This window comes from Pseudomonas paraversuta (assembly GCF_904063065.1).
In the GTDB taxonomy this organism is placed as follows: domain Bacteria; phylum Pseudomonadota; class Gammaproteobacteria; order Pseudomonadales; family Pseudomonadaceae; genus Aquipseudomonas; species Aquipseudomonas paraversuta.
Genome location: NZ_CAJFCL010000008.1, coordinates 59,793 through 79,978, shown reverse-complemented (window position 1 = coordinate 79,978; position 20,186 = coordinate 59,793). Strand labels below are relative to the sequence as shown.

The 20,186-nt window shown below is 57.6% G+C and carries 17 protein-coding genes; 13 read left to right on the top strand and 4 right to left on the bottom strand.

The window, feature by feature from the left end; genetic code table 11:
* Positions 1 to 64 precede the first annotated feature (64 nt).
* Both JQ845_RS17000 and JQ845_RS16995 read left to right on the top strand, forming a co-directional pair.
* Positions 65 to 1,255: an HlyD family efflux transporter periplasmic adaptor subunit gene (locus JQ845_RS17000; RefSeq protein WP_003438031.1), complete on the top strand. Its 1,191-nt coding sequence runs from the start codon at positions 65 to 67 to the stop codon at positions 1,253 to 1,255.
* Positions 1,256 to 1,268: 13 nt separating this feature from the next.
* Positions 1,269 to 2,201, top strand: coding sequence for an alpha/beta hydrolase family protein (locus JQ845_RS16995; protein ID WP_203009290.1), 933 nt, complete (start codon positions 1,269 to 1,271; stop codon positions 2,199 to 2,201).
* 48 nt (positions 2,202 to 2,249) lie between these two features.
* Here JQ845_RS16995 and JQ845_RS16990 read toward each other — a convergent pair whose 3' ends face one another.
* From JQ845_RS16990 to JQ845_RS16985, 3 genes are all read right to left on the bottom strand, one after another.
* Positions 2,250 to 5,384, bottom strand: a complete 3,135-nt coding sequence (locus JQ845_RS16990) for a UDP-N-acetylmuramoyl-tripeptide--D-alanyl-D-alanine ligase (protein ID WP_203009289.1) — start codon at positions 5,382 to 5,384, stop codon at positions 2,250 to 2,252.
* A 209-nt stretch (positions 5,385 to 5,593) separates the two neighbouring features.
* Positions 5,594 to 5,794, bottom strand: coding sequence for a ribbon-helix-helix protein, CopG family (locus JQ845_RS23095; RefSeq protein ID WP_236010222.1), 201 nt, complete (start codon positions 5,792 to 5,794; stop codon positions 5,594 to 5,596).
* A gap of 172 nt (positions 5,795 to 5,966) precedes the next feature.
* A complete protein-coding gene (locus JQ845_RS16985; protein WP_160626454.1) occupies positions 5,967 to 6,266 on the bottom strand; it encodes a hypothetical protein in 300 nt (99 codons plus the stop codon).
* On the opposite strand from JQ845_RS16985, the gene JQ845_RS16980 reads away from it, so the two are divergent.
* The 11 genes from JQ845_RS16980 to cfaB all read left to right on the top strand — a co-directional run bounded on the left by JQ845_RS16980 (position 6,265) and on the right by cfaB (position 18,672).
* Complete coding sequence (locus JQ845_RS16980) at positions 6,265 to 6,510, top strand: hypothetical protein (RefSeq protein ID WP_003438038.1); 246 nt, start codon at positions 6,265 to 6,267, stop codon at positions 6,508 to 6,510. The two genes, JQ845_RS16985 and JQ845_RS16980, sit on opposite strands and share 2 nt — an antisense overlap.
* Before the next feature lie 390 nt (positions 6,511 to 6,900).
* Positions 6,901 to 7,815: a LysR family transcriptional regulator gene (locus tag JQ845_RS16975; protein ID WP_003438040.1), complete on the top strand. Its 915-nt coding sequence runs from the start codon at positions 6,901 to 6,903 to the stop codon at positions 7,813 to 7,815.
* Between the two features lie 162 nt (positions 7,816 to 7,977).
* Positions 7,978 to 9,312, top strand: a complete 1,335-nt coding sequence (locus JQ845_RS16970; RefSeq protein ID WP_010657052.1) for a serine hydrolase domain-containing protein — start codon at positions 7,978 to 7,980, stop codon at positions 9,310 to 9,312.
* Between the two features lie 104 nt (positions 9,313 to 9,416).
* Positions 9,417 to 11,354 carry a protease modulator HflK gene (gene hflK, locus JQ845_RS16965; protein WP_203009288.1) on the top strand — a complete coding sequence of 646 codons (1,938 nt, stop codon included), beginning with the start codon at positions 9,417 to 9,419 and terminating at the stop codon, positions 11,352 to 11,354.
* Positions 11,355 to 11,365: 11 nt separating this feature from the next.
* On the top strand, positions 11,366 to 12,391 hold the full coding sequence (hflC, locus tag JQ845_RS16960) for a protease modulator HflC (RefSeq protein ID WP_203009287.1): 1,026 nt from the start codon (positions 11,366 to 11,368) through the stop codon (positions 12,389 to 12,391).
* The gene (locus JQ845_RS16955) at positions 12,388 to 13,446 is read left to right on the top strand and encodes an SPFH domain-containing protein (protein WP_203009286.1); all 1,059 of its coding nucleotides are present in this window, start codon (positions 12,388 to 12,390) and stop codon (positions 13,444 to 13,446) included. The genes hflC and JQ845_RS16955 overlap by 4 nt, the downstream gene beginning before the upstream one ends.
* Positions 13,443 to 15,356 carry a cation-translocating P-type ATPase gene (locus JQ845_RS16950; RefSeq protein WP_203009285.1) on the top strand — a complete coding sequence of 638 codons (1,914 nt, stop codon included), beginning with the start codon at positions 13,443 to 13,445 and terminating at the stop codon, positions 15,354 to 15,356. The genes JQ845_RS16955 and JQ845_RS16950 overlap by 4 nt, the downstream gene beginning before the upstream one ends.
* A 110-nt stretch (positions 15,357 to 15,466) precedes the next feature.
* Positions 15,467 to 15,718, top strand: a complete 252-nt coding sequence (gene bufA2, locus JQ845_RS16945; protein ID WP_003438056.1) for a BufA2 family periplasmic bufferin-type metallophore — start codon at positions 15,467 to 15,469, stop codon at positions 15,716 to 15,718.
* A gap of 65 nt (positions 15,719 to 15,783) precedes the next feature.
* Complete coding sequence (gene bufB, locus JQ845_RS16940) at positions 15,784 to 16,629, top strand: MNIO family bufferin maturase (protein ID WP_203009284.1); 846 nt, start codon at positions 15,784 to 15,786, stop codon at positions 16,627 to 16,629.
* Positions 16,620 to 17,405, top strand: coding sequence for an HvfC/BufC N-terminal domain-containing protein (locus JQ845_RS16935; protein WP_203009283.1), 786 nt, complete (start codon positions 16,620 to 16,622; stop codon positions 17,403 to 17,405). Before bufB ends, JQ845_RS16935 begins: the two co-directional genes overlap by 10 nt.
* 85 nt (positions 17,406 to 17,490) lie before the next feature.
* Positions 17,491 to 18,672, top strand: a complete 1,182-nt coding sequence (gene cfaB, locus JQ845_RS16930) for a C17 cyclopropane fatty acid synthase CfaB (protein ID WP_003438061.1) — start codon at positions 17,491 to 17,493, stop codon at positions 18,670 to 18,672.
* Positions 18,673 to 18,723: 51 nt separating this feature from the next.
* On the opposite strand, the gene cls is transcribed toward cfaB, so the two are convergent.
* Positions 18,724 to 20,163, bottom strand: a complete 1,440-nt coding sequence (gene cls / locus JQ845_RS16925) for a cardiolipin synthase (protein ID WP_003438063.1) — start codon at positions 20,161 to 20,163, stop codon at positions 18,724 to 18,726.
* Between the last annotated feature and the right edge of the window lie 23 nt (positions 20,164 to 20,186).

Here is a 20,186-nt window from a genome sequence, read left to right as displayed (position 1 = left end):
AAGGATAGTTCAGATGTCCAATAAAACGAGTGCTTCGGGTTCGCAGCACCAGGGAGGCACTCCGATGGCGGGGGCTTCCCGAGGTACCGGTAGTCAGTCCGATGATGGCCTCGATGACGCAGTCGTCGTGCGCTCTACACGTATTGTCTGGTGCGTTGCATTGATGCTGCTGGCGTTTGGTACATGGGCTTATTTGTTTGAAATAGATGAGGTGTCGACAGGCACCGGCAAGGTCATCCCGTCGTCTCGCGAGCAGGTTATTCAGTCGCTGGAGGGCGGTATCGTTACCGAGCTGAATGTCGCCGAAGGTGACATCGTCAAGCAGGGAGAAGTACTCGCCAGGCTCGACCCTACCAAAACCGAGTCCAACCTGGGTGAGAGTGCGGCCAAGTACCGTTCATCCCTGGCCAGTGTGGCGCGGTTGCAGGCGGAAGTGAGCGGCACAACCCTGACGTTTGACGAGGAACTCAAGGGTTATCCGGCGCTGATTGCAGCCGAAACAGATCTTTACAAGACCCGACGCAAGGGGCTTGAAGAGTCTCAGGCCGGAGTACGCGCCTCTCTGGGGCTGGTGCGCAGTGAACTGGAAATCACCGAAAACCTGGCCCGGGTCGGTGCGGCGAGTAACGTTGAGGTCTTGCGCCTGAAACGCCAGAAGTCCGAGCTTGAGCTCAAGCTTACCCAGTCGCGTTCCGAATACATGGTGCGCGCCGGCGAAGAACTGGCCAAGGCCAACTCCGATGTACAAACCCTGGCTTCGGTACTCAAGGGCCGCTCCGATTCGGTCACCCGGTTAACCTTGCGCTCACCGGTGCGCGGAATTGTGAAAGGCATTGAAGTCACCACCATCGGCGGCATCATCCCGCCCAATGGCCGGTTGATGCAGATCGTACCCATGGATGACCAGTTGTTGATCGAAGCCCGTATCTCACCCCGGGACATCGCGTTCATCCACCCGGACCAGGATGCCAAGGTCAAGATCACAGCCTATGACTACTCCATCTACGGCAGCATGGACGGGAAGGTGGTCACCATTTCACCCGATACCATTCAGGACGAAGTCAAACCCGAGGTCTTCTACTATCGCGTGTTTATCCGCACCAATGACAATGAACTTCACAACAAGGCCGGCAAGGCGTTTGCCATCGTACCGGGAATGATTGCCGCGGCAGACATCAAGACGGGCCGTAAAACCGTGCTCGATTATTTGATCAAACCCATGAACCGTGCGCGTGAAGCATTGCGCGAACGCTAGTCGGAGGTGGGCGATGGTTGTTTCGCGGTTACTGCTTTGCCTGGCAGTTCTGGCCTGCTCGCCGGCATGGGCGCTGGGCACGGATGACGTCCCGTTGCTGTGGAACACTGCGGCCAACCAGGCGTCCTGTGTCGACCCGGACTCGGCTTTGTGGGTCGAGTTTGTCAGCGGCAAGGCCTGTATCCGCTACTTCAGTTCTTCGCCGCTAGAGCATGCTCCGGTAGTGATCGTAATGTTTCATGGTGACCGGAACATCGAAATGCACCGCCCACCCGAAGCCATAGCGGGCAACACCCTCACGGCCAAAGACAAGCAGGCCGCCACGCTGACCCGGCGAGCCGGCGTGCCGGTGGTGATAGTGGCGCGTCCGGGCACCTACGGCTCCAGCGGTAACCACGGGCAGCGGCGTCAGGCCAGTGAGTTTCAGGCATTGGCGGTTGCGCTCGACCAATTGCGCAAGCGTTATGGCATCGGGCAGTTTGTGTTGCTGGGGCACAGCGGTGGGGCAACGGTGGTTGCATCTCTGTTGACACTGGGGCGTACGGACGTGAAATGCGCGGTCATGACGTCGGGCGCTTTCGGCTTGCTCGAGCGAGCCCGCATGATTCGTCAAACCAAAGGTCTGCCTGCCCGTGACGGGCGCGACACCAATGGTTTGTTCAACCCCTACGATCCCCTGGAGCATATCAGCGGCATTTCCAGGGTGGCTGCCCGGCCGCTGTATGTGATCGGCAATCCCGGCGATCAGGTTGCACCTTTTGAGTTGCAGAAAAAGTTTTACCAGGCGCTAAAAGATGCCGGGCACACGGCACGGTTGATCGAGGCACCGGCCATTGCGCCGGCTAACCATCAACTGCGCAACGACATTGCCCTCAAGACTGCTTCCGCCTGTGCCAGAAGCGGGCTTGCTGGCGATGCTTCCAGGAACGCTGCGTTCACACAGTGAAAACGCCCTTCATCGCCAGCAATTGAATGTCGAGCGGCGCGCTGCCAGTCAGGCCGTTGCAGACTGCCCGGTGCGCGTGAGCGATTCGACCAGTTCCGAGAGGCCGGTACCGCCCGAGCTTTTTACCAGCACCCAGTCCCCTGCACGGAACCAATGCGCAGCCTGCTCTGGCAGTTTGACCTGCAGCGCCTTGATGTCCTCAAACCACACAACACTCGACTGGTCGCGCAAGTGCATGTAAAGCGCATGCATCTGCGGCCCGCAAAGCACGGTGTGTCGAGGAGAGGCGGCGACAAGATATTCCGCCAGCTCAAGGTGATAGCGCGACGTATCCGGGCCGAGCTCAAGCATATCCCCCAGAACCGCAACCCGCTGATTGGCCGGGACGGGTAATTCGGCGAGCATCTTCAACGAAGCCACCATGGAGCCAGGGTTGGCATTGTAGGCATCGTTAATCAGATGGTAATCACCGTCTGCGCAGGGGATTTGCAGTGTATTGCCACGACCGGAAACGGCCTCGAATGTCTCCAGCGCACTCAGTGCTTCGGCTGTCGGCAGGCCCGCGGCAACCAGCGACGCCAGTACCGACAGGGCATTAAGCACCATGTGCCGACCGCGTGCGCGAAGGTTGAAGCGCACCGTCGTCCCCTGCAGGCTGGCAGTGATCTGAAAGTGTGACGGCATGCTCTTGCACTCGATCATCCGCAGATCGGCGTGTGGGTGTTCGCCATAGCTGAGCACCGTCAATTGCGCCCGCTCGGCTGCTTGAGCGAATACCTGGAAATAAGGCATATCGCGGTTCAGCACAGCGTGGCTGCCCGGCGCCATGGATCTGAAAATCGCACTTTTCTTGCGCGCCAGGTTCTCCAGGGTGCCGTGGTATTCCAGGTGCGCAGGCGACAGGCTGGTGACGACTGCGACGTGAGGCCGAACCAGATCCGAATTGATCGGCATCCTGCCCACGGCCATTTCCAGTACCCAGAATTGAGCCGGGTCGGTCATGCAGGCCATGTTCCAGGCGATGCCATGGGGCAGGTTGGCATTGCCGTCGGTTTGCGCCACGGTACCCAGTGTTTGCAAGGCATGGGTAAGCATGGCGACCACGGTGGTTTTGCCGGCACTGCCCGTGACCCCGAATACCTGGCCTGTAAATGCCTGCCGGGCGTAGCGCCCCAGTTGCAGCATGGCGTCAGCCGTGTCCGGGACTTGCAGCACAGGTAATCCGGCGTTCAGGTAGGGTGTCGGGTCGGAACAAATGAAAGCTGACGGGCGTTGTGCTACGTCAGCTTTGGCCCAGAGACGCGCCAGTCGTGCTTCATTGATCCCGATCTTGCTTTCAGGGCGGTTCAGCATGCGATGCGGTTTGAAGTAAGCCATGGATGGAGCCAGGCCTGTTGCTTGCCAACCGGCCTCGGGAGCTATTGCCCAGGAGCCGCCAGTGGCTTGTGCAACACTTTCTGCATCCCAGCGCCAGCCATTGGCCACCGGCAGCTCGTACTGGACTTGTGGTGCACCATCAAGCAGGTAGCGGTGGTACGCAATGAACCCGGAGAGGTAGTGCTCCACATCATCGATGCGCACCCGGAACGCGTGGTGGCGGATGAAAAACGAGCCGACGATGCGCTCAGGATTGCGAAAGAACATGGCAGTTTCCGGCCAGAAATACCCATTCAGTAAATGGCCGGCGCGGTAGTGCAGCGCGCGATAGAACTTGTCCAGATCGACTTCGTTGAGCAGATGGCGCAGCGACGGTTCCTGGCTGATTCGCTGCAGCATCTGCTGGGCGGCCATCATGAGCTCAAGCAAGGTCGGGAAGGTGGTGATGCGCAACAGGACAAAGTCCAGATAGTCCGTCACGTTGTTCAAGCCGAAACGGAAATACTTTTCTTCCGGACGGTGGCGGGTCAGCTCATTGACGCAGTAGCTCAACCAATGGTCATGCTCGCGCCAGTGTTCTTTGGCAATGAAATAATCGAAGGCTTTTTCCACCACATTCAGCCAGCGCTCGTCACCGCTCAAGCCATAAAGACGCATCAGCCCGAATGCGGCTTCACCGTCGTAATAGATGATCCGGAACGGGGCTTTGACGCTCAGATCCTTGGCATGCAAGACATGATTGAAGCCGCCCGTGAAGGGGTCTTGCATCCAGCTGATGCCATTGGCCAGGGCTGTCAGTAGCGGCAGATAGTCGCGGGTGCCGGTGACCTCGCTGAACTTGACCAGCGCCAGCAGGCAGACCGCATTGCCGCCCAGTTTGATCTCATCTCCCTCATCCACCAGGAACGCTGCCGCGCTGCCATCGGGCAAGGTGTAGTGCTTGATCAGCTGTTCGGTGAGATAGCCAAGGGAGCGACGTATTGATGCTTCAAGCGCATCATCTGCGGTCAGCTCCCAGGCCTCGATCATCGAATAGGTGGTGCTGGCGTGTCGCAGCGTGTTGTAGTTCTGGATCGTACGATCGAAGCACGGGAACTGGCCATAGATGAACTGCCCGCTGTCCTTGACCTGACGGCCGAGAAAATCCGAGGCTGTCGTTACCTTGTCCTTGATTTCGGCCGCGCTCAGTAACCCGCTGAGGCGTCGTCGGCCGACATCTGGCCCGCTGCTGCTCAGCGCATGGGCTTTGCCGTCTTCGGCACAAAACACAGCTTGAGTCTGGAACAGGTAAACCGGGGTTTGAGAGTCCGACTGTGCTTGCATGGCCGCGACTTGAGCGACTGAATGGCTAAAGCGTCTTTTCGCATAAATCAGATAATTGTTTATGTTGAACGAGGCAAGAGGAACGTTGGGGCCACCGTAAAGAATGGCGTTGGCGTTGATTTCCTGTTCGGTGATGGCGGTGACCAGGGCTGGGTCGAAGGCCATGCCGTATCTGAAGTAGTTACGTTTGTGGCGCTTGAGGCGTTCCTGAAATTGAGCCCACGACAGCGGCATGATGTTGACGGCGCGTTCAACCCTTAACCACTGGCGCTCCTGCGGCTGCTGTGCAAGGTTCAGCAGGCCGGCGCTCCACGCATTTTCAAACGTGTCGGCGCTGACGTGGAATACCCGGGCCCGCTGTGTACCGTCACTGATAGAAAAAAATAATGTACAAGGCTCGGCTGCAGCGCTGGGGTCACCGAGGTCTGCAGTGGATTCGCTTAACAATGCATGACAGGCCTGGAGTTGCTGTATCAAAGACATAATCAAATCCATTATCAACGTCAGATGACGACAGAGTGCTGACTGAAATAAAGTTATTTTGTCCTGCAGGACAGCGCTCTAGCGGGCAGGCGGACTATAAAATCACACAGGTCGGGCATCATATAACCAGCGGCCAGCATCCACTATTAATCATTTAGTTATAGATGAGGCAGCAACATAATACTTTAGGATTAGTCAAAGACTTAATACTAATTGATTATATGTGAGCTTACATTGCTTGGCTCTCCAGGTGGCAGGTTATTAGGCACCTCGAGAGTATTCAGATGATTCTTGATTAGCTTTCTAAGGATCTGCGAGACCGTGAGATCAGCCATCTCGGAGAGGGCCTCCAGTTTTTCCTTGGTTGGAGTATCAATCAATATGGTTAGCCGCGTAGATTTCTTGTTCATGTTAGATCCTTCAAGTCCCACCGCTGCAGTCTCGGGGTTGGCTTTCATCATCCTGATTAACGATGAGGTAAAAACGCTTTTTAAAACTTGTGAGTTACTTTAATTGATCAAATGAAAACTTTCCACTTAAGGATTTTCAAAAACAAGTCCTGAGCTGTGCTGAATCCTGGCCTCACCCTCCCGGCCAGCCATGCTCCGGATGACGCTTTTCTGTCATCGAATACGCCAGCCCGCACAAACCCGGGGTGGCGAACGGTTCCTCGTCGAGGCGGATCCGGTCGTGCCGTTCCTTGCCAAGGCCGCCGGGAAGCGAAAACCTGAGCAACTGCAAACCAGTCTGCACCTTCACCCGTTGCAGCACGGGTTCTGCCTGCGTCATCCGACGGCTGGCAAGTGCTCCAGAAGATTGTCGCCATGGCTCCATGCCCGCGCCCGGGGCTGTTCGCATCGATCGCGAAGACAGGGCCTGCATGGATATCCAGCCGCCGCTGGAGACAGTTGTTTTGGGCCAGGAATCCCGCATCAATTACTCTGGCCTTCGTGACACAGGAACACGCGGTCGTTACTTTATTGACAACACTCATCCTGTTGGCGCAGGCGCCAGTTATCTGGATCGATCGATTGAAGCCACAACTAAAAACGAAGACCTGCTTCAAGAGCCCGCAAACAGTTTTCAAAGTACAGAGCTCTTCGGGGGCGAGGGTATCGATCAATAACTTGAACAATATTTGTATATGGCGCCTGCTAATAGTTGCCTTGCCATCATGCTCGGCCCGCTCTAATGAGTAGTTATAGGGGGGGCTGAAGTTTATTATAAACTTGCCAGCTTAAAGGCTTGGAGGAACAGCTCTATTATGTGCATCTCTAGAACTCACGTTTCTCCGGGTGATCGCAGATGCCGGAAAAAGAAATATATGAATTATCGCGACTGTCTTCTATTCGGGCAACAAAGGCAGGCATCAATCAGGTTGATTTCTTTCACCGCCGGCAGTTGCACGCCACAAGCGATCCGGCACTTTATTGTGTAATAATTGGTATAGCCCACTTGACCGGCAATACGGGTTGAGTTGTTTTTGGCACGAGGATTACACCGTCAGGGAGTCGACATGCTTTATACCAACGCACTGAAGCAATTGGATATGCAGGACATTTCGATTGTTTTGTTGCTGATTGAAAACCGCAGCGCCAAGCGGGTCTCGGAAATACTCAACTTGAGTCAGTCGAGCATCAGTTACAGCCTGAAAAAACTGCGCAATTGTTTCGACGACAAATTATTTGAAAGCTGCGAAGGCGCCATGCAGCCCACCGCGCGGGTATTGGCCATGCAGCCTTACCTGCAAAATATTGTCCAGTGCATTAACCAGTGCGCCAAAGAGGGGGTTGCCCAGACATCGGCGACCCGGCAGTGGAACATCACTGCCCCCGAGTATTTCGAAATATTGATGCTGCCCGCGCTCTTGCAGTCAGTCCGTTCGGCAGGGCGTAACTGGTCATTGGGTGTGAGCCGCCTGGGTGAAGATTTACCGATCAATGGGGTACTGGAAGGGGAGACCGATGTATGTTTCGGTTTCGGCGCGGGCTATCACCAGCGTCATCCGCTTTTGGACTATCGAAGCATCAGTGAAGATTCTTTTGTGTGCTTATCCAGTGTGCAAAAGCATCAGCCGAAAACGACACTGAATATTGATGAATTCTGTGAAACACCCCAGGTATTTCCAACGCCATGGTTATCGGAAAAAAACATGGTGGATGATTGGCTGGGCAAGCAGGCACGCAGCAGAAAAATAGTTACCCGCGCCAATTCTTACCACGCCGGGGTCAATATTTTATTGTCGGTTCCGTCACTGATCGCGATTCCGAAAAAAATATTGCCGACGTTGCCCATACCGCCGCAGATAAAAATTCTTAACCCCCCTGCAGGTTTTCCGACCTTTACGCTGGATATGATCTGGCGCAAAAAAAGAAATATCCATAGCGACTTTCACCAACTGGAAGCTCTGATCGGGGAAATAAAAATATAAATCGCCCATGCAGACCCAGGACCTGTAGCTGCCGGCTCCCGGATCAGATTCAAGCTATGCAAAGTAGCCGGCATGCCGCAAGGTGATGCGCGGCCAGGAATTGAAAAGGAACATTCAGTTCTGTTGTTGGCCCGAGTCTCGTTCCTTTACTGAGGCGTATGCATGTTTAAGCATCTTCTGAATCCCGCCCGCACCGGTGCGGTTTTTTTACTCTCGTGCCTGGCAGCTTCCATTGCCTGCGCAGCCGACAAAACCACTTACCCCGATGCCGCCGCCAGCGATCCCAAGACTATGGGCTGGATGGTCGGCGCGCCACCACCGGCCGATCGTATCGTGCGTTTTGCCGATGGCAGTTATTTCAATTTTCCGGCAATGCGCTGGAGCGTTTCCAACTTCCGCCAACTGATGCCTACCACCAATGTATCCCGTGGCTTGGGAGCACCGGTGCCGCTGGCTCGGGCGTTGCGCAGTGATATCGACAAGCTGACCTTTGTGCCCCTGGGCAGCCAACAGCCAATGACCTGGGAACAGTCCCTGGCGGCCAATTACACCGATGGCATCGTGGTACTGCATCGCGGGCAAGTGGTCTACGAGCGTTACTTCGGTGTGCTCAACCCCGAGGGTCAGCACGGCGCCATGTCGGTCACCAAATCGGTGGTCGGGACCATGGGTGCCATGCTGGTGGCCGATGGCACTCTGGATGCCAATAAAAAAGTCGCGGACTATGTTCCGGAACTGGCCACATCTGCTTTTGGCAACGCCACCCTGCGCCAGGTGCTGGACATGACCACCGGGCTTAAATACAGCGAAGACTATGCCGACCCGAATGCTGAAGTCTGGCAACACTCGGCAGCGGGCAGCCCACTGCCAAAACCCAAGGACTACACCGGCCCGCGCACGTATATGGAGTTTTTGCTGACCGTCAAACCGCTGGGCGAACACGGCCAGGCCTTTGCTTATAAAACCGTCAATACCGATGTCCTGGGCTGGGTAATTGCCCGGGTGACAGGGCGTAACGTTGCGCAACTGATGTCTGAAAGAATCTGGCAACGCCTGGGTGCTGAACAGGATGCCTACTTCACCGTCGACTCCATCGGTACTCCATTTGCTGGCGGCGGGTTGAACACCGGGTTGCGTGATCTGGCGCGGTTTGGCGAGATGATCCGCAATGATGGTCAGTACCTGGGCCAGCAGATTGTGCCCAAGGCCGTGGTCGATGATATCCGTGCCGGTGGTGATAAAGCCGCCTTCGCCAAAGCCGGTTATGACCTGCTCAAGGGCGGCAGCTATCGCAACATGTGGTGGGTCACCCATAACCCGGACGGTGCCTTTATGGCGCGTGGGGTATACGGCCAGCGGATCTATATCGATCCCAAAGCCGAGATGGTGATCGTACGTTATGCCTCCAATCCGATCGCCGGCAATGCGGCCAACGATCCGGTAACCATTCCGGCATTTGAAGCCCTGGCCAAGCAGTTGATCGCACACCCGGAGTAACGCTACGAGCGGTCTTTGTAGAAAGATGAAGATCGCCTCCGGCCGACAGAAGTTTCACTGATTTTGTTTTATCGTAACTAGATATTTCAAAATATGGAGCTTCCATGCGTGTCGATTTAGATGCCGAGGAGGGCGGTCTTGAGTCTTTGTCTCGTTTTCACAGTGCCTCTGCTCAGGCTCGTCAGCTTTTTCAATTAGGGGTCGTACTGGCGGCTTTGGCATTGATGGCGTGGGCAGTGGCTTTTTTTATCAGCCTGTTTTCGTCAGAGTCTTTATGGCCGGTATTGCTCAACAACAATGCGGCGGCGTTGCTGGTTCTGGCGGCAGGTGCGCAATCCGCGTTCTGGGTCGCCAGTTGGCGCAATAGCGCATTACACCCCGTACCACCCGAGGCCATTGAGGCTCAACCCGACGAAGAGTTGAGTGCCTACGAGCGCTTTTGCCAGAGCCTGAGCCGCGAGTCGTACCGCTTGATAGTCAATATCGGTGCGCCTGCGCTGTGGCTGGCAGGCCTCGGCGGGTTGGCATGGTGGAGTGTGCAACACACCTGGAACCTTGGATTGCCGGGTGTTGCCCTGGGTACTTGGGGCAGTATCGCGGCAGGTTGTGCGGTGCTATTGGCATTTGCCCTGTTGGTGCTGGAACGCTACCTGGCACAACAACAACCCGCACAATGGCCTGAGGCCCGGTCTTTGGCGCCGCTGGTGCGGGTACCGATCATCACCTTTTTGCTCAGTGCGCTGTGTTTGCTGTTCAGCAGCGCCGAGGCCCTGTGGCCGGCGCGACTCGCGGTATTGATCGGCCTGTTGCCTGCGGCGGTTGCGATTGAACTGATGTTGCGGGCAGTGGCGGCATTGTTCAGTCCGCGGCGTGACAAGCTTGAGCCGCGCATGATTGCGCAAAGTTTTATCGCCGGCATGCTGCGCTGGCCGCCGCAACCATTGCTGGCCCTGCAGCATGAATTGCACAACCGGTTTGGCATCGATCTGCGCCAGATCTGGGCGTTCACCTACATGCGCAAAGCATTCTTACCGGTATTGGCCCTGGTGGTTGTCGTCGGCTGGGTGCTGAGTGGCGTGAATGAAATCCCCCTGCAGGGGCGTGGGATCTATGAGCGCTTCGGCAAGCCGGTGGCCGTATTGGCACCGGGCCTGCACGCCGGTTTGCCCTGGCCGCTAGGCCGGGTGCTGGCGGTGGAAAACGGCGTCGTGCATGAACTGGCCACCGCTACCGAATCGGCTGGCGAGCCAGTACTGACTCCCGCAGACGGGGCGCCGCCGGTCACGGCCAACCGGTTGTGGGATGCCACCCATATCAATGACAAGTCCCAGGTCATTGCCAGCGACAACCACGATAAACAGGGCTTTCAGATCGTCAACATGGACGTGCGTTTCGTGTACCGCATTGGTTTGAGCGACCAGGCGGCGATTGCCGCCACCTATCACAGCGACGATGTGCCGACCTTGATCCGCAGTACTGCCAGCCGAATTCTGGTGCATGACTTTGCCTCGCGCACCCTGGACGGCGTGCTTGGCGAGCAACGCATCGCACTGGCCGCCGACATCGGGCGTGCAGTGCAAAAGGATCTGGATACCCTCGACAGCGGGGTGGAAATTCTCGCCACCGTGGTTGAGGCCATCCATCCGCCTGCCGGTGCCGCCAACGCTTATCACGGGGTACAGGCCGCGCAAATCAGCGCGCAGGCCCTGATTGCCCGCGAACGCGGGGCGGCCAGTGAGCAAAGCAACGTTGCGCAAATGCTTGCCAGCGCCGCTCTGGATCAGGCCCATGCCAGCGCCCATGAAGTGAATGCCACGGCACAGACTGCCGACCTGCGTTTTGATGCTGAACAAAAAGCCTATGCCCGCGCCGGACACGCCTTTGTCCTGGAGCAGTACCTGGGCCAGTTGAGCACGGGCCTGAACAACGCAAAATTGCTGATCCTCGACCATCGCCTTGGGGGCAGCAGCGCGCCGACCCTCGATCTGCGTTCTTTCACGCTGCCGGCCGATCCTGTCGCGCCGCGTAAAGCTGTTCAGTAAGGAGCCCTCTTTTGACTCAGTCACATTCACCTGAGCAACACGATCACAGCGGCCATCACCATGGCTGTTCACATCATGGCCATCATCATGGCGCGGGCCATGAACCGGGCCCGTTTCCGTGGCGGCGCATGGGTTGGGCGACATTGCTGGTGCTGTTTGCCGTAGCCGCGGCAAGTCTGGTGCAAGTGCGATCCGGCGAAGCGACGGTAATAACCCGCTTTGGCAACCCGGCGCGGGTGCTGCTCGAACCCGGGCTAGGCTGGCGCTGGCCGACTCCGTTTGAAATCAGCGTGCCGGTGGATTTACGTCTGCGCACTACCTCCAGCGGCTTGCAGGACGTTGGCACCCGGGATGGTCTGCGGATTATCGTTCAGGCCTATGTGGCCTGGCAGGTACAGCCCGATACCGAAAACGTGCAGCGTTTTATGCGTGCAGTGCAGAATCAGCCAGACGAAGCGGCCCGGCAAATCCGTACGTTTGTGGGCTCGGCGCTGGAAACCACCGCCGCCAGTTTTGATCTCTCAAGCCTGGTGAATACGGATGCCAGCCAAGTCAAAATCGCCGATTTTGAAGCGCAGTTGCGCCAGCAGATCGAACAGCAATTGCTCTGTACCTATGGGGTTCGTGTGCTCCAGGTAGGTGTCGAGCGGTTGACACTGCCCTCGGTCACGCTCACCGCCACGGTTGACCGGATGCGCGCCGAGCGCGAAACCATCGCCACAGAACGTACCGCGGCAGGCAAGCGTGAAGCGGCGCAAATCCGTTCCGCCGCCGAGCGTGATGCGCGGATTCTGCAAGCGGATGCCAGTGTTAAAGCAGCCGCTATCGAGGCCCAGTCGCGGGTGGAAGCAGCGCAGATTTATGGCCGGGCTTATGCCAGCTCGCCGCAGCTGTACAACTTGCTGCGTTCGCTCGATACCTTGGGAACCATGGTTAATCCGGGCACAAAAATTATTTTGCGCACCGACGCCGCTCCCTTCCGGGTGCTGGTGGATGGCCCGCCGAACCTGGACCCCAAGGCTGGATCGACGCCATGAGCCGGACACCTGATGAGATTCCGGGGCGCAGCAGCCCGTGGCAGCAGGCCGGGCGCCTGGCTTTTCTGGGGCTGTACGCGGTCACTGTGTTTGCAGCCATCGCCTGGGGCGTTTCCAACGTACGCCAGATCGATCCGCAAAATCGTGCGGTGGTGTTACGCATGGGTGCACTGGACCGGATTCAAAATGCCGGGCTGCTGCTGGCCTGGCCAAGGCCTTTCGAACAAGTGGTCATCGTGCCTGCGGCAGATCGGGTGAGCGAGCGCCGCATCGAAAACCTGTTGCGCTCGGATGTGGCGCTGCAGGCCGATCGCGTGGCCTCGTTTGCCACACCGATCAATGATGCCCTGGCTGGCTCCGGGTATTTATTGACCGGCGACGCAGGGGTGGTGCAACTGGATGTGCGGGTGTTTTACAACGTCACCCAACCCTATGGGTTTGTGCTGCAGGGCGAACACGTTTTGCCGGCGCTGGACCGATTGGTGACCCGCAGCGCGGTAGCCCTTACGGCGGCGCGGGACCTGGACACTATTCTGGTGGCGCGCCCTGAACTGATCGGCAGTGACAGCCAGGCCGCAGAAAGACGCGAGCGCTTGCGTGGCGATTTGGTCCAGGGCGTCAACCAGCAACTCGCGGCATTGAGTGCCACCGGGCAGGGGCTGGGACTGGAAGTGGTACGGGTTGATGTGCAATCGAGTTTGCCGGGCCCCGCGGTGAATGCGTTCAACGCGGTACTGACGGCCAGCCAACAAGCGCAAAAGGCCGTGGCCAATGCCCGCAACGATGCCGCCAAACTTTCCCAGACCGCGACCCAGCAAGCCGACCGCACCGTCGAGCAAGCCCGGGCTCAAGCCAGTGAGCGCTTGGCCAAGGCGCAGGCCGACACGTCGGCCATTGCCAGTCTGGCCAAGGTGCAACAGGCCGGGAGTGATCCGGGTTTGCTGTTACGTCTGTACCGCGAGCGCTTGCCGAACATTCTGGGGCAGGCGGGTTCTGTCACCAGCGTTGACCCGAAAGATGATTCCCGTCTGATTATTCAGGGAGCCGGACAATGAGTACCTCTGCCACACAGCCCGCCGTCGGTATGCTGACCAGCGCTGAACAACGCAGCGCCGCCCGCCAGCTCACTCTGGCCATGCTGGCGCTGGGTCTGTTGGGCCTGGGCCTGGTCTGGCGCTGGTTCATGCCACTGCAAGTCGGTACCAGTCAGTTGCTGCTGGGATTTGCATCGCTGCTGGTCGCGGTGCCGGTCATGCGTTCGGCGTGGTACAGCCTGCGCTATCCGAGCCTGCACGGGATCACCGATCAGCTGATTGCACTGGCGATGCTCGGTGCATGGGCCACCGGCGATTTGCTGACTGCGGCATTGCTGCCGATCATCATGATTTTTGGCCACGTACTCGAAGAGCGCAGTGTCATCGGCTCCCAGGAAGCGATTCACGCCCTGGGCAAATTAACCCGCAGCCAGGCGCGTTTATTTCAAGCAGACGGCAGTTTGCAGGAAGTCGACAACGCCAGTCTGAAGCGCGGCGATCAGGTTGAAGTGCGCGCCGGTGACCGGGTCCCGGCCGATGGCGTGGTGCTGTCGGGCCAGGCCAGTCTGGACACCGCTTCGATTACCGGTGAGTCAGTACCCCTGGAAGTGAGCGCGGGGATGCCGATCTTTGGCGGGGCGATCAACCTTGATGGATTGTTACGGGTAGAGGTCACGCGAACCGGCGATGAGTCGACCCTGGGCAAAGTGATCGCCCTGATGCAAAACGCCGAGCGCTCGAAACCGCCCATCACCCGGTTGCTGGAGCGGTATGCCGGCGGCTACATGGTGTTGGTGTTGATGATCGCGGCGGTCACATGGTTTATCACCAACGATGCACAAGCGATGCTCGCCGTGCTGGTCGCGGCGTGTCCCTGCGCTTTGGTGTTGTCGGCACCGGCGACGGCCATTGCCGGGATTGCGGTGGCGGCGCGCCACGGGATATTGATCCGCAGCTCGGCGTTTCTTGAAGAGCTGGCCGACCTTACGTCGCTGGTGGTGGATAAGACCGGCACCCTGACGTACGGCACCTTGCGCCTGCAAGCCATTGAATCTGATCTGACCGGGCACCAGCCTCTGCTGCAACTTGCCGCCAGTTTGGGCGCGGCCAGCAGTCATCCGGTAAGCCGGGCGCTGGCCGGGTTGGTGAGTCACGAGCAGATGCTGGCGCTAACCGAGGTTCGTGAGCGCCAGGGGTTGGGCGTTGTCGCCAGTACCGGGCAGGGTGAGGCGGCGTTGGGGCGCCCCGAGTTGTTCAAGCAATTGGGCATCGTCACTACCCCGGTACCCGGGCACGACGGACCCATTGCCGGCCTATCCCTGGGCGGGGAATTTCTGGGCTGGTTGTTGCTCGCCGACAGCGTCAAGCCTGAGGCCCGGCAAGCCTTGAGCGAGTTGCGTGAGCTGGGGCTCGGGCGCCAGGTGTTGCTGACCGGTGACCGTCAGAGTGTCGCAGAGCATTTGGCCCGGGTGGTGGGCATCAGCGAGGTTCAGGCCCAGGCTTTGCCTGAAAATAAATTGACCCGGGTGTTGAGCGAAATCGAGCGGGGCTTTCGTCCGATGGTGGTGGGCGATGGCATCAACGATTCACTGGCACTCAAGGCTGGTGTGGTGGGTGTGGCCATGGGCGCGGGCGGCTCCGACATCGCTCTGGCCTCATCCGACATTGTGCTGATTGGCAGTGATTTACGGCGCCTGGGCACGTGCGTGCGGTTGAGCCGTGCATGCCGGCACACCCTGCAGGTCAATGTGGTCATAGGTCTGGGCTGGACCCTGGCCATCGTCGCCGCTGCCGCGTTTGGTTGGCTGGGCGTGGCGGGGGCAATGATTGCCGCGCTGTTGCATAACCTCAGTACATTGTTGGTATTGGGCAATGCAGGGCGATTGTTGAGGTTCCACGAGCCTTTGCAGGCATTGGTCGATGAGCGTTGAAATATTTCGAGTGGCCGCTGTAACAAGTTTGCCCGGTGGATCTCTAGTGGTACGTCGCAGCTGACATTGTGTTTGCCCGACGTACCATGACGCTCATCGAGGATACAAAAATGACTATCAAATCCGCAGCGGCGGGTGCCGCTCTTGCTCTTGCCGCCGCCTCCCTGTTTGCCGGTGTCGCCACTCAAGTGTCAGCCGCCGATGCGCAAGTGCATTGCTATGGTGTGACCTCGTGCAAAGGCATGAACGATTGTAAAACCGCCGACAATGCCTGCAAGGGGCAGGGTGCCTGCAAAGGCCAGGGCTTCAAGGCCATGACTCAATCAGCGTGTATGGAAGCAGGTGGCACGGTCGGAAAATAATCCAACAGCCATGTGCCCGCGGCAGTACTGATAGTTGCTGCGGGTACTTCAGCGAGAATGCCGTGATGCAAAAAAACCTTCCCCGCCCGGGCTACGGCCTCGGATTACGCAGTGAGTACTATCAACCGATACTTGAACAGTCGCCGGCGGTGGACTGGTTCGAAATAATTTCCGAAAACTATATGGTCGAGGGTGGCAAAGCGCTGTTTTATCTCGAGGCGATTGCCGAGCAATACCCTGTGGTCATGCACGGTGTATCGCTATCGATCGGCGGCCCCCATGGGCTGGACTTCGAGTATTTACGCCAGCTCAAAAAGCTCGCCGAACGGGTGCAGCCGGTCTGGATTTCAGATCATTTGTGCTGGAGCCGGGGCAATGCGCATCAGCTCCATGACTTGCTGCCTTTGCCCTATACCGAAGAAAGTCTGCATTACATCGCCGGGCGAGTACGCCAGGTTCAGGATTTTTTGGGCCGGCCGTTGATCCTGGAAAATGTCTCCAGTTACGTGCGTTCGAGTGCTGATGAATTTACCGAGTGGGCATTTCTTGACGCTCTGACTCAACTCAGCGGCTGCGAGTTATTGCTGGACGTAAACAACGTGTATGTCAGCGCGCGCAACCATGGCTTTGATCCCTGGGAATTTATCAGCAGCTTGCCCGCTGAAAAAATCCGCCAGTTGCATCTGGCCGGCCACAGTGATTATGGCGACTACGTGATCGATACCCATGATCAGCCCATAAGCGACCCGGTCTGGGCGCTGTATCAAAAAACCCTGGAGCGCCTGGGCCCGGTTGCGACTTTAATTGAGCGCGATGACCATTACCCGCCCTTTGAAACCTTGATGGCCGAGCTGATCAAGGCTCGCCAATTGGGGCAACAGGTTGTAGAGCGAAAATCGCTATGCGCCTGAATGAATGGCAACTGGCGTTTGAAAATTACCTGCTGAGTGATGCCGTAGAGGCGCCTTCGTCATGGGTGACCAGCTTGCAGGGGGGCCCTACGCTGGACGTATCCGGCGGGCTGGCGATTTATCACAATGCTTATCGCGGGCGATTGCTTGAAGCCCTGCGGGGCGACTATCCGGCGCTGGTGTATTGGGTTGGCGACGCGGAGTTCGAGCAATGGGCGGTTGCTTACATCCGACAGTGTCCTTCTGCGCATTTCAGCCTGCGTTGGTTCGGTGCAGGTTTCGCCGGGTTTTTATCGGGGTATCTGGATCAACAACAGGCAGCACCTCTGGTTGAAATGGCGACTCTGGAATGGGCCTTCACCCTGGCCTTCGATGCACCCTCCCGGCAGCCTCTAACCTGTGAAGAGATGACTGCTTTGCCCGCGAGTGCCTGGCCCGACTTACAGGTTGAGCTGGTCCCGAGTGCGCAGTGGGTAGAGTGCCGGTTCAACACGTTGATGCTCTGGCAGGCGTACAAAGCCGGTGAATCTTTTGTGCCCAGCGAGGGGATTGAAGCCATGGAAGTGTGTCTGATCTGGCGCTCCGGGCAGGTCTGTCAATATCGCAGCCTCGGCGTTGAAGAGGCCAGTGCTTTGCAAGGCATGAACCGCGGGTGGTCTTTTGCCCAACTGTGCTCAGCACTCGAAGTCACCCATGAAGAAGGGGCGGCACTGCAGGCCGTGACCTGGTTCAAGGATTGGTTGAGCTTGGGGTTTCTAAACCGTCGCACGCTCTAGCTTCAACCTTCTGGCCCATGGGGCTGAAAGTTTCTGTTAATCAACTACCCTGTAATCTTACGTCTGAAATGTAGGAGGATTACAGATGCTCGCGCAACTTCCACCGGCCTTACAGAAACTTCAGCTTCCATTACGCCTAAGGCTTTGGGACGGTCACGAGTTCAGTTTTGGCCTGACGCCCAGCGTTACGATTGTGGTCAAGGATCCGGCTCTGGTGGCTGAGTTTACTCACCCGAGCCTTGATCTTTTGGGGAGTGCATTTGTTGAAGGACGACTCGAACTGGAGGGGTCCATCAGTGAAGTCATACGGGTGTGTGATGAATTGAGTCAGGCGCTTATCGAGGAAGAAGACACGGCGCCATCTCGTGTTCACCACGACAAAGCCACAGACGCTGCATCCATTTCCTATCACTACGATCTATCCAACGACTTCTACCAGCTGTGGCTTGACCGTGACATGGCCTATTCCTGTGGCTATTTCGAAACCGGTGAAGAGAGCCTGGACGAAGCACAGCAAGCCAAGTTCCGGCTGCTGTGTCGCAAGTTGCGGCTAAAGCCTGGCGAATACTTGCTCGATGTTGGCTGTGGTTGGGGTGGCCTGGCGCGATTTGCCGCCCGTGAGTTCGGGGTCAAGGTGTTTGGCATTACCCTGAGCAAAGAGCAATTGAAGCTGGCACGAGAACGGGTCAACGCCGAAGGCCTGCAAGATAAAGTCGACCTGCAACTGCTGGATTATCGGGATCTGCCACAGGATGGCCGGTTCGACAAAATTGTCAGTGTCGGGATGTTTGAACACGTAGGGCATGCCAACCTGCGAGAGTATTGCGAGATTCTGTCCAAAGCCGTACGTGAAGGTGGCCTGGTGATGAACCACGGGATTACCGCCAAACACACGGATGGACGACCTGTCGGCCGTGGAGCCGGGGATTTTATCGAGCGCTATGTATTTCCCAATGGCGAGCTGCCGCACCTGTCAATGATGACTGCCGAGATCAGTGAGGCCGGGCTGGAAGTGGTCGATGTTGAAAGCCTGCGCCTGCATTACGCGCGCACGCTGGAGCATTGGAGTCAGCGCCTGGAGAGCAATCTTGAAGTAGCAGCAAAAATGGTTCCTGAGCAAATCTTGCGTATCTGGCGCCTGTATCTTGCGGGCTGTGCCTACGCCTTTGCCCATGGCTGGATCAACATAGACCAGATACTGGCGACCAAACCCCGTGCGGATGGCTCGCTGGAATTGCCACCTACCCGTGCGGATATTTATCGCTAAGAGTTTTCGCCGGGCGAAAAGGCCGTGCCGCGCAAAGCGACACGGCCTTTTTTATAGGACGGGGGAAACCAGCCGGGCAACGCGCATGGCCAGTTGCTGGAGACGGTGGGTGGCCTTGATGTCGGCTTCGGTGATCTCCCGGGCCAGGGCGAAGTCATCGAGCAACATGTTCTCCACCTGGCTGGCGAACCCTTGGTCGACGGTGAGCAGCATGACTTCAAAATTGAGGCGGAACGAACGGTTGTCCATATTGGCACTGCCGATGGCGCTGATTTCGTTGTCTACCAACACCACTTTTTGATGCACAAAGCCGGGCTGGTAACGGAAGATCCGCACGCCTGCGCGCACTGCTTCAAAGGCATACAGACTGGAAGCCGCGTAGACAATTTTGTGATCGGGACGTGACGGTATCAGGATGCGGACATCGACCCCGCGTAGGACTGCGAGGCGCAATGCCGAGAACACCGCTTCATCAGGTACGAAGTAGGGCGTGGTTATCCACACCCGGTGGTTGGCTGCGTGAATGGCTTCGACAAAAAACAGCGAGCAGGTTTCGTAAGGATCTGCCGGGCCGCTGGCCAGGAACTGGCAGAGCACCCCACCGTCCGGATAACTCTGCGGCAGGATCAGGGGCGGTAATTTGCGTGCGGCCCAGAACCAGTCTTCGGCAAATGATTCCTGCAGGCAGGCCACCACCGGACCGCTGACTTCGACATGGGTATCGCGCCACGGCGATAACGGCGGTTTGGCCCCCAGGTATTCGTCGCCGACGTTATGCCCGCCAACGAACCCCGTCACACCATCCACCACCACCACTTTGCGATGGTTGCGGAAGTTCACCTGGAAGCGGCTGATCCATCCGCCACGCGTAGCGAAGGCATAGGTTTGTACACCGCCAGCACGCAGGCTTTCGCCGTAACTTTTGGGCAAGGAGTGGCTACCAATGCTGTCGTAGAGCAAATAGACCGCAACCCCTTGGGCAGCCTTTTCCAACAGCAGAGCGTGCAACTTCATGCCGATGTCGTCGTCATGGACAATAAAAAACTGAACCAGTACGACCTGTTTCGCCTCGCGTATGGCCTTGAAAATCGCCTCGAACGTGGCGGTGCCATTTATCAGCAAACGCACGCTGTTGTTCGCCAGGCAGGGCATGCGGCCCAACTTGGGCATGGCCCGCAACGAGGTATAAGCTTTGGAGCTGCGGGCTGCCAGTGCTTCCTCAACCCAGGGGCGCCAGTTGAGATCGGTGATGGCTTCACGCATTTCCTGATTGGCTTCGCGTCGGGCGCGAATGTAATCGTCGAACGTACTGCGGCCAAATATCAGATAGGGAATAAGTGTGAAGTAGGGGATGAAGAATAATGACATGGCCCAGGCAATCGAGCCCTGCGCCGTTCTCACAGTCAGTACGGCATGCACTGCGGCAATCAAGCCCAGGCTGTGGATTAATAAAATCAGGTATCCGAAAACGTGTGGGCCTAGATAATCCATGCGTATCCTTGCTCCTCAATGTC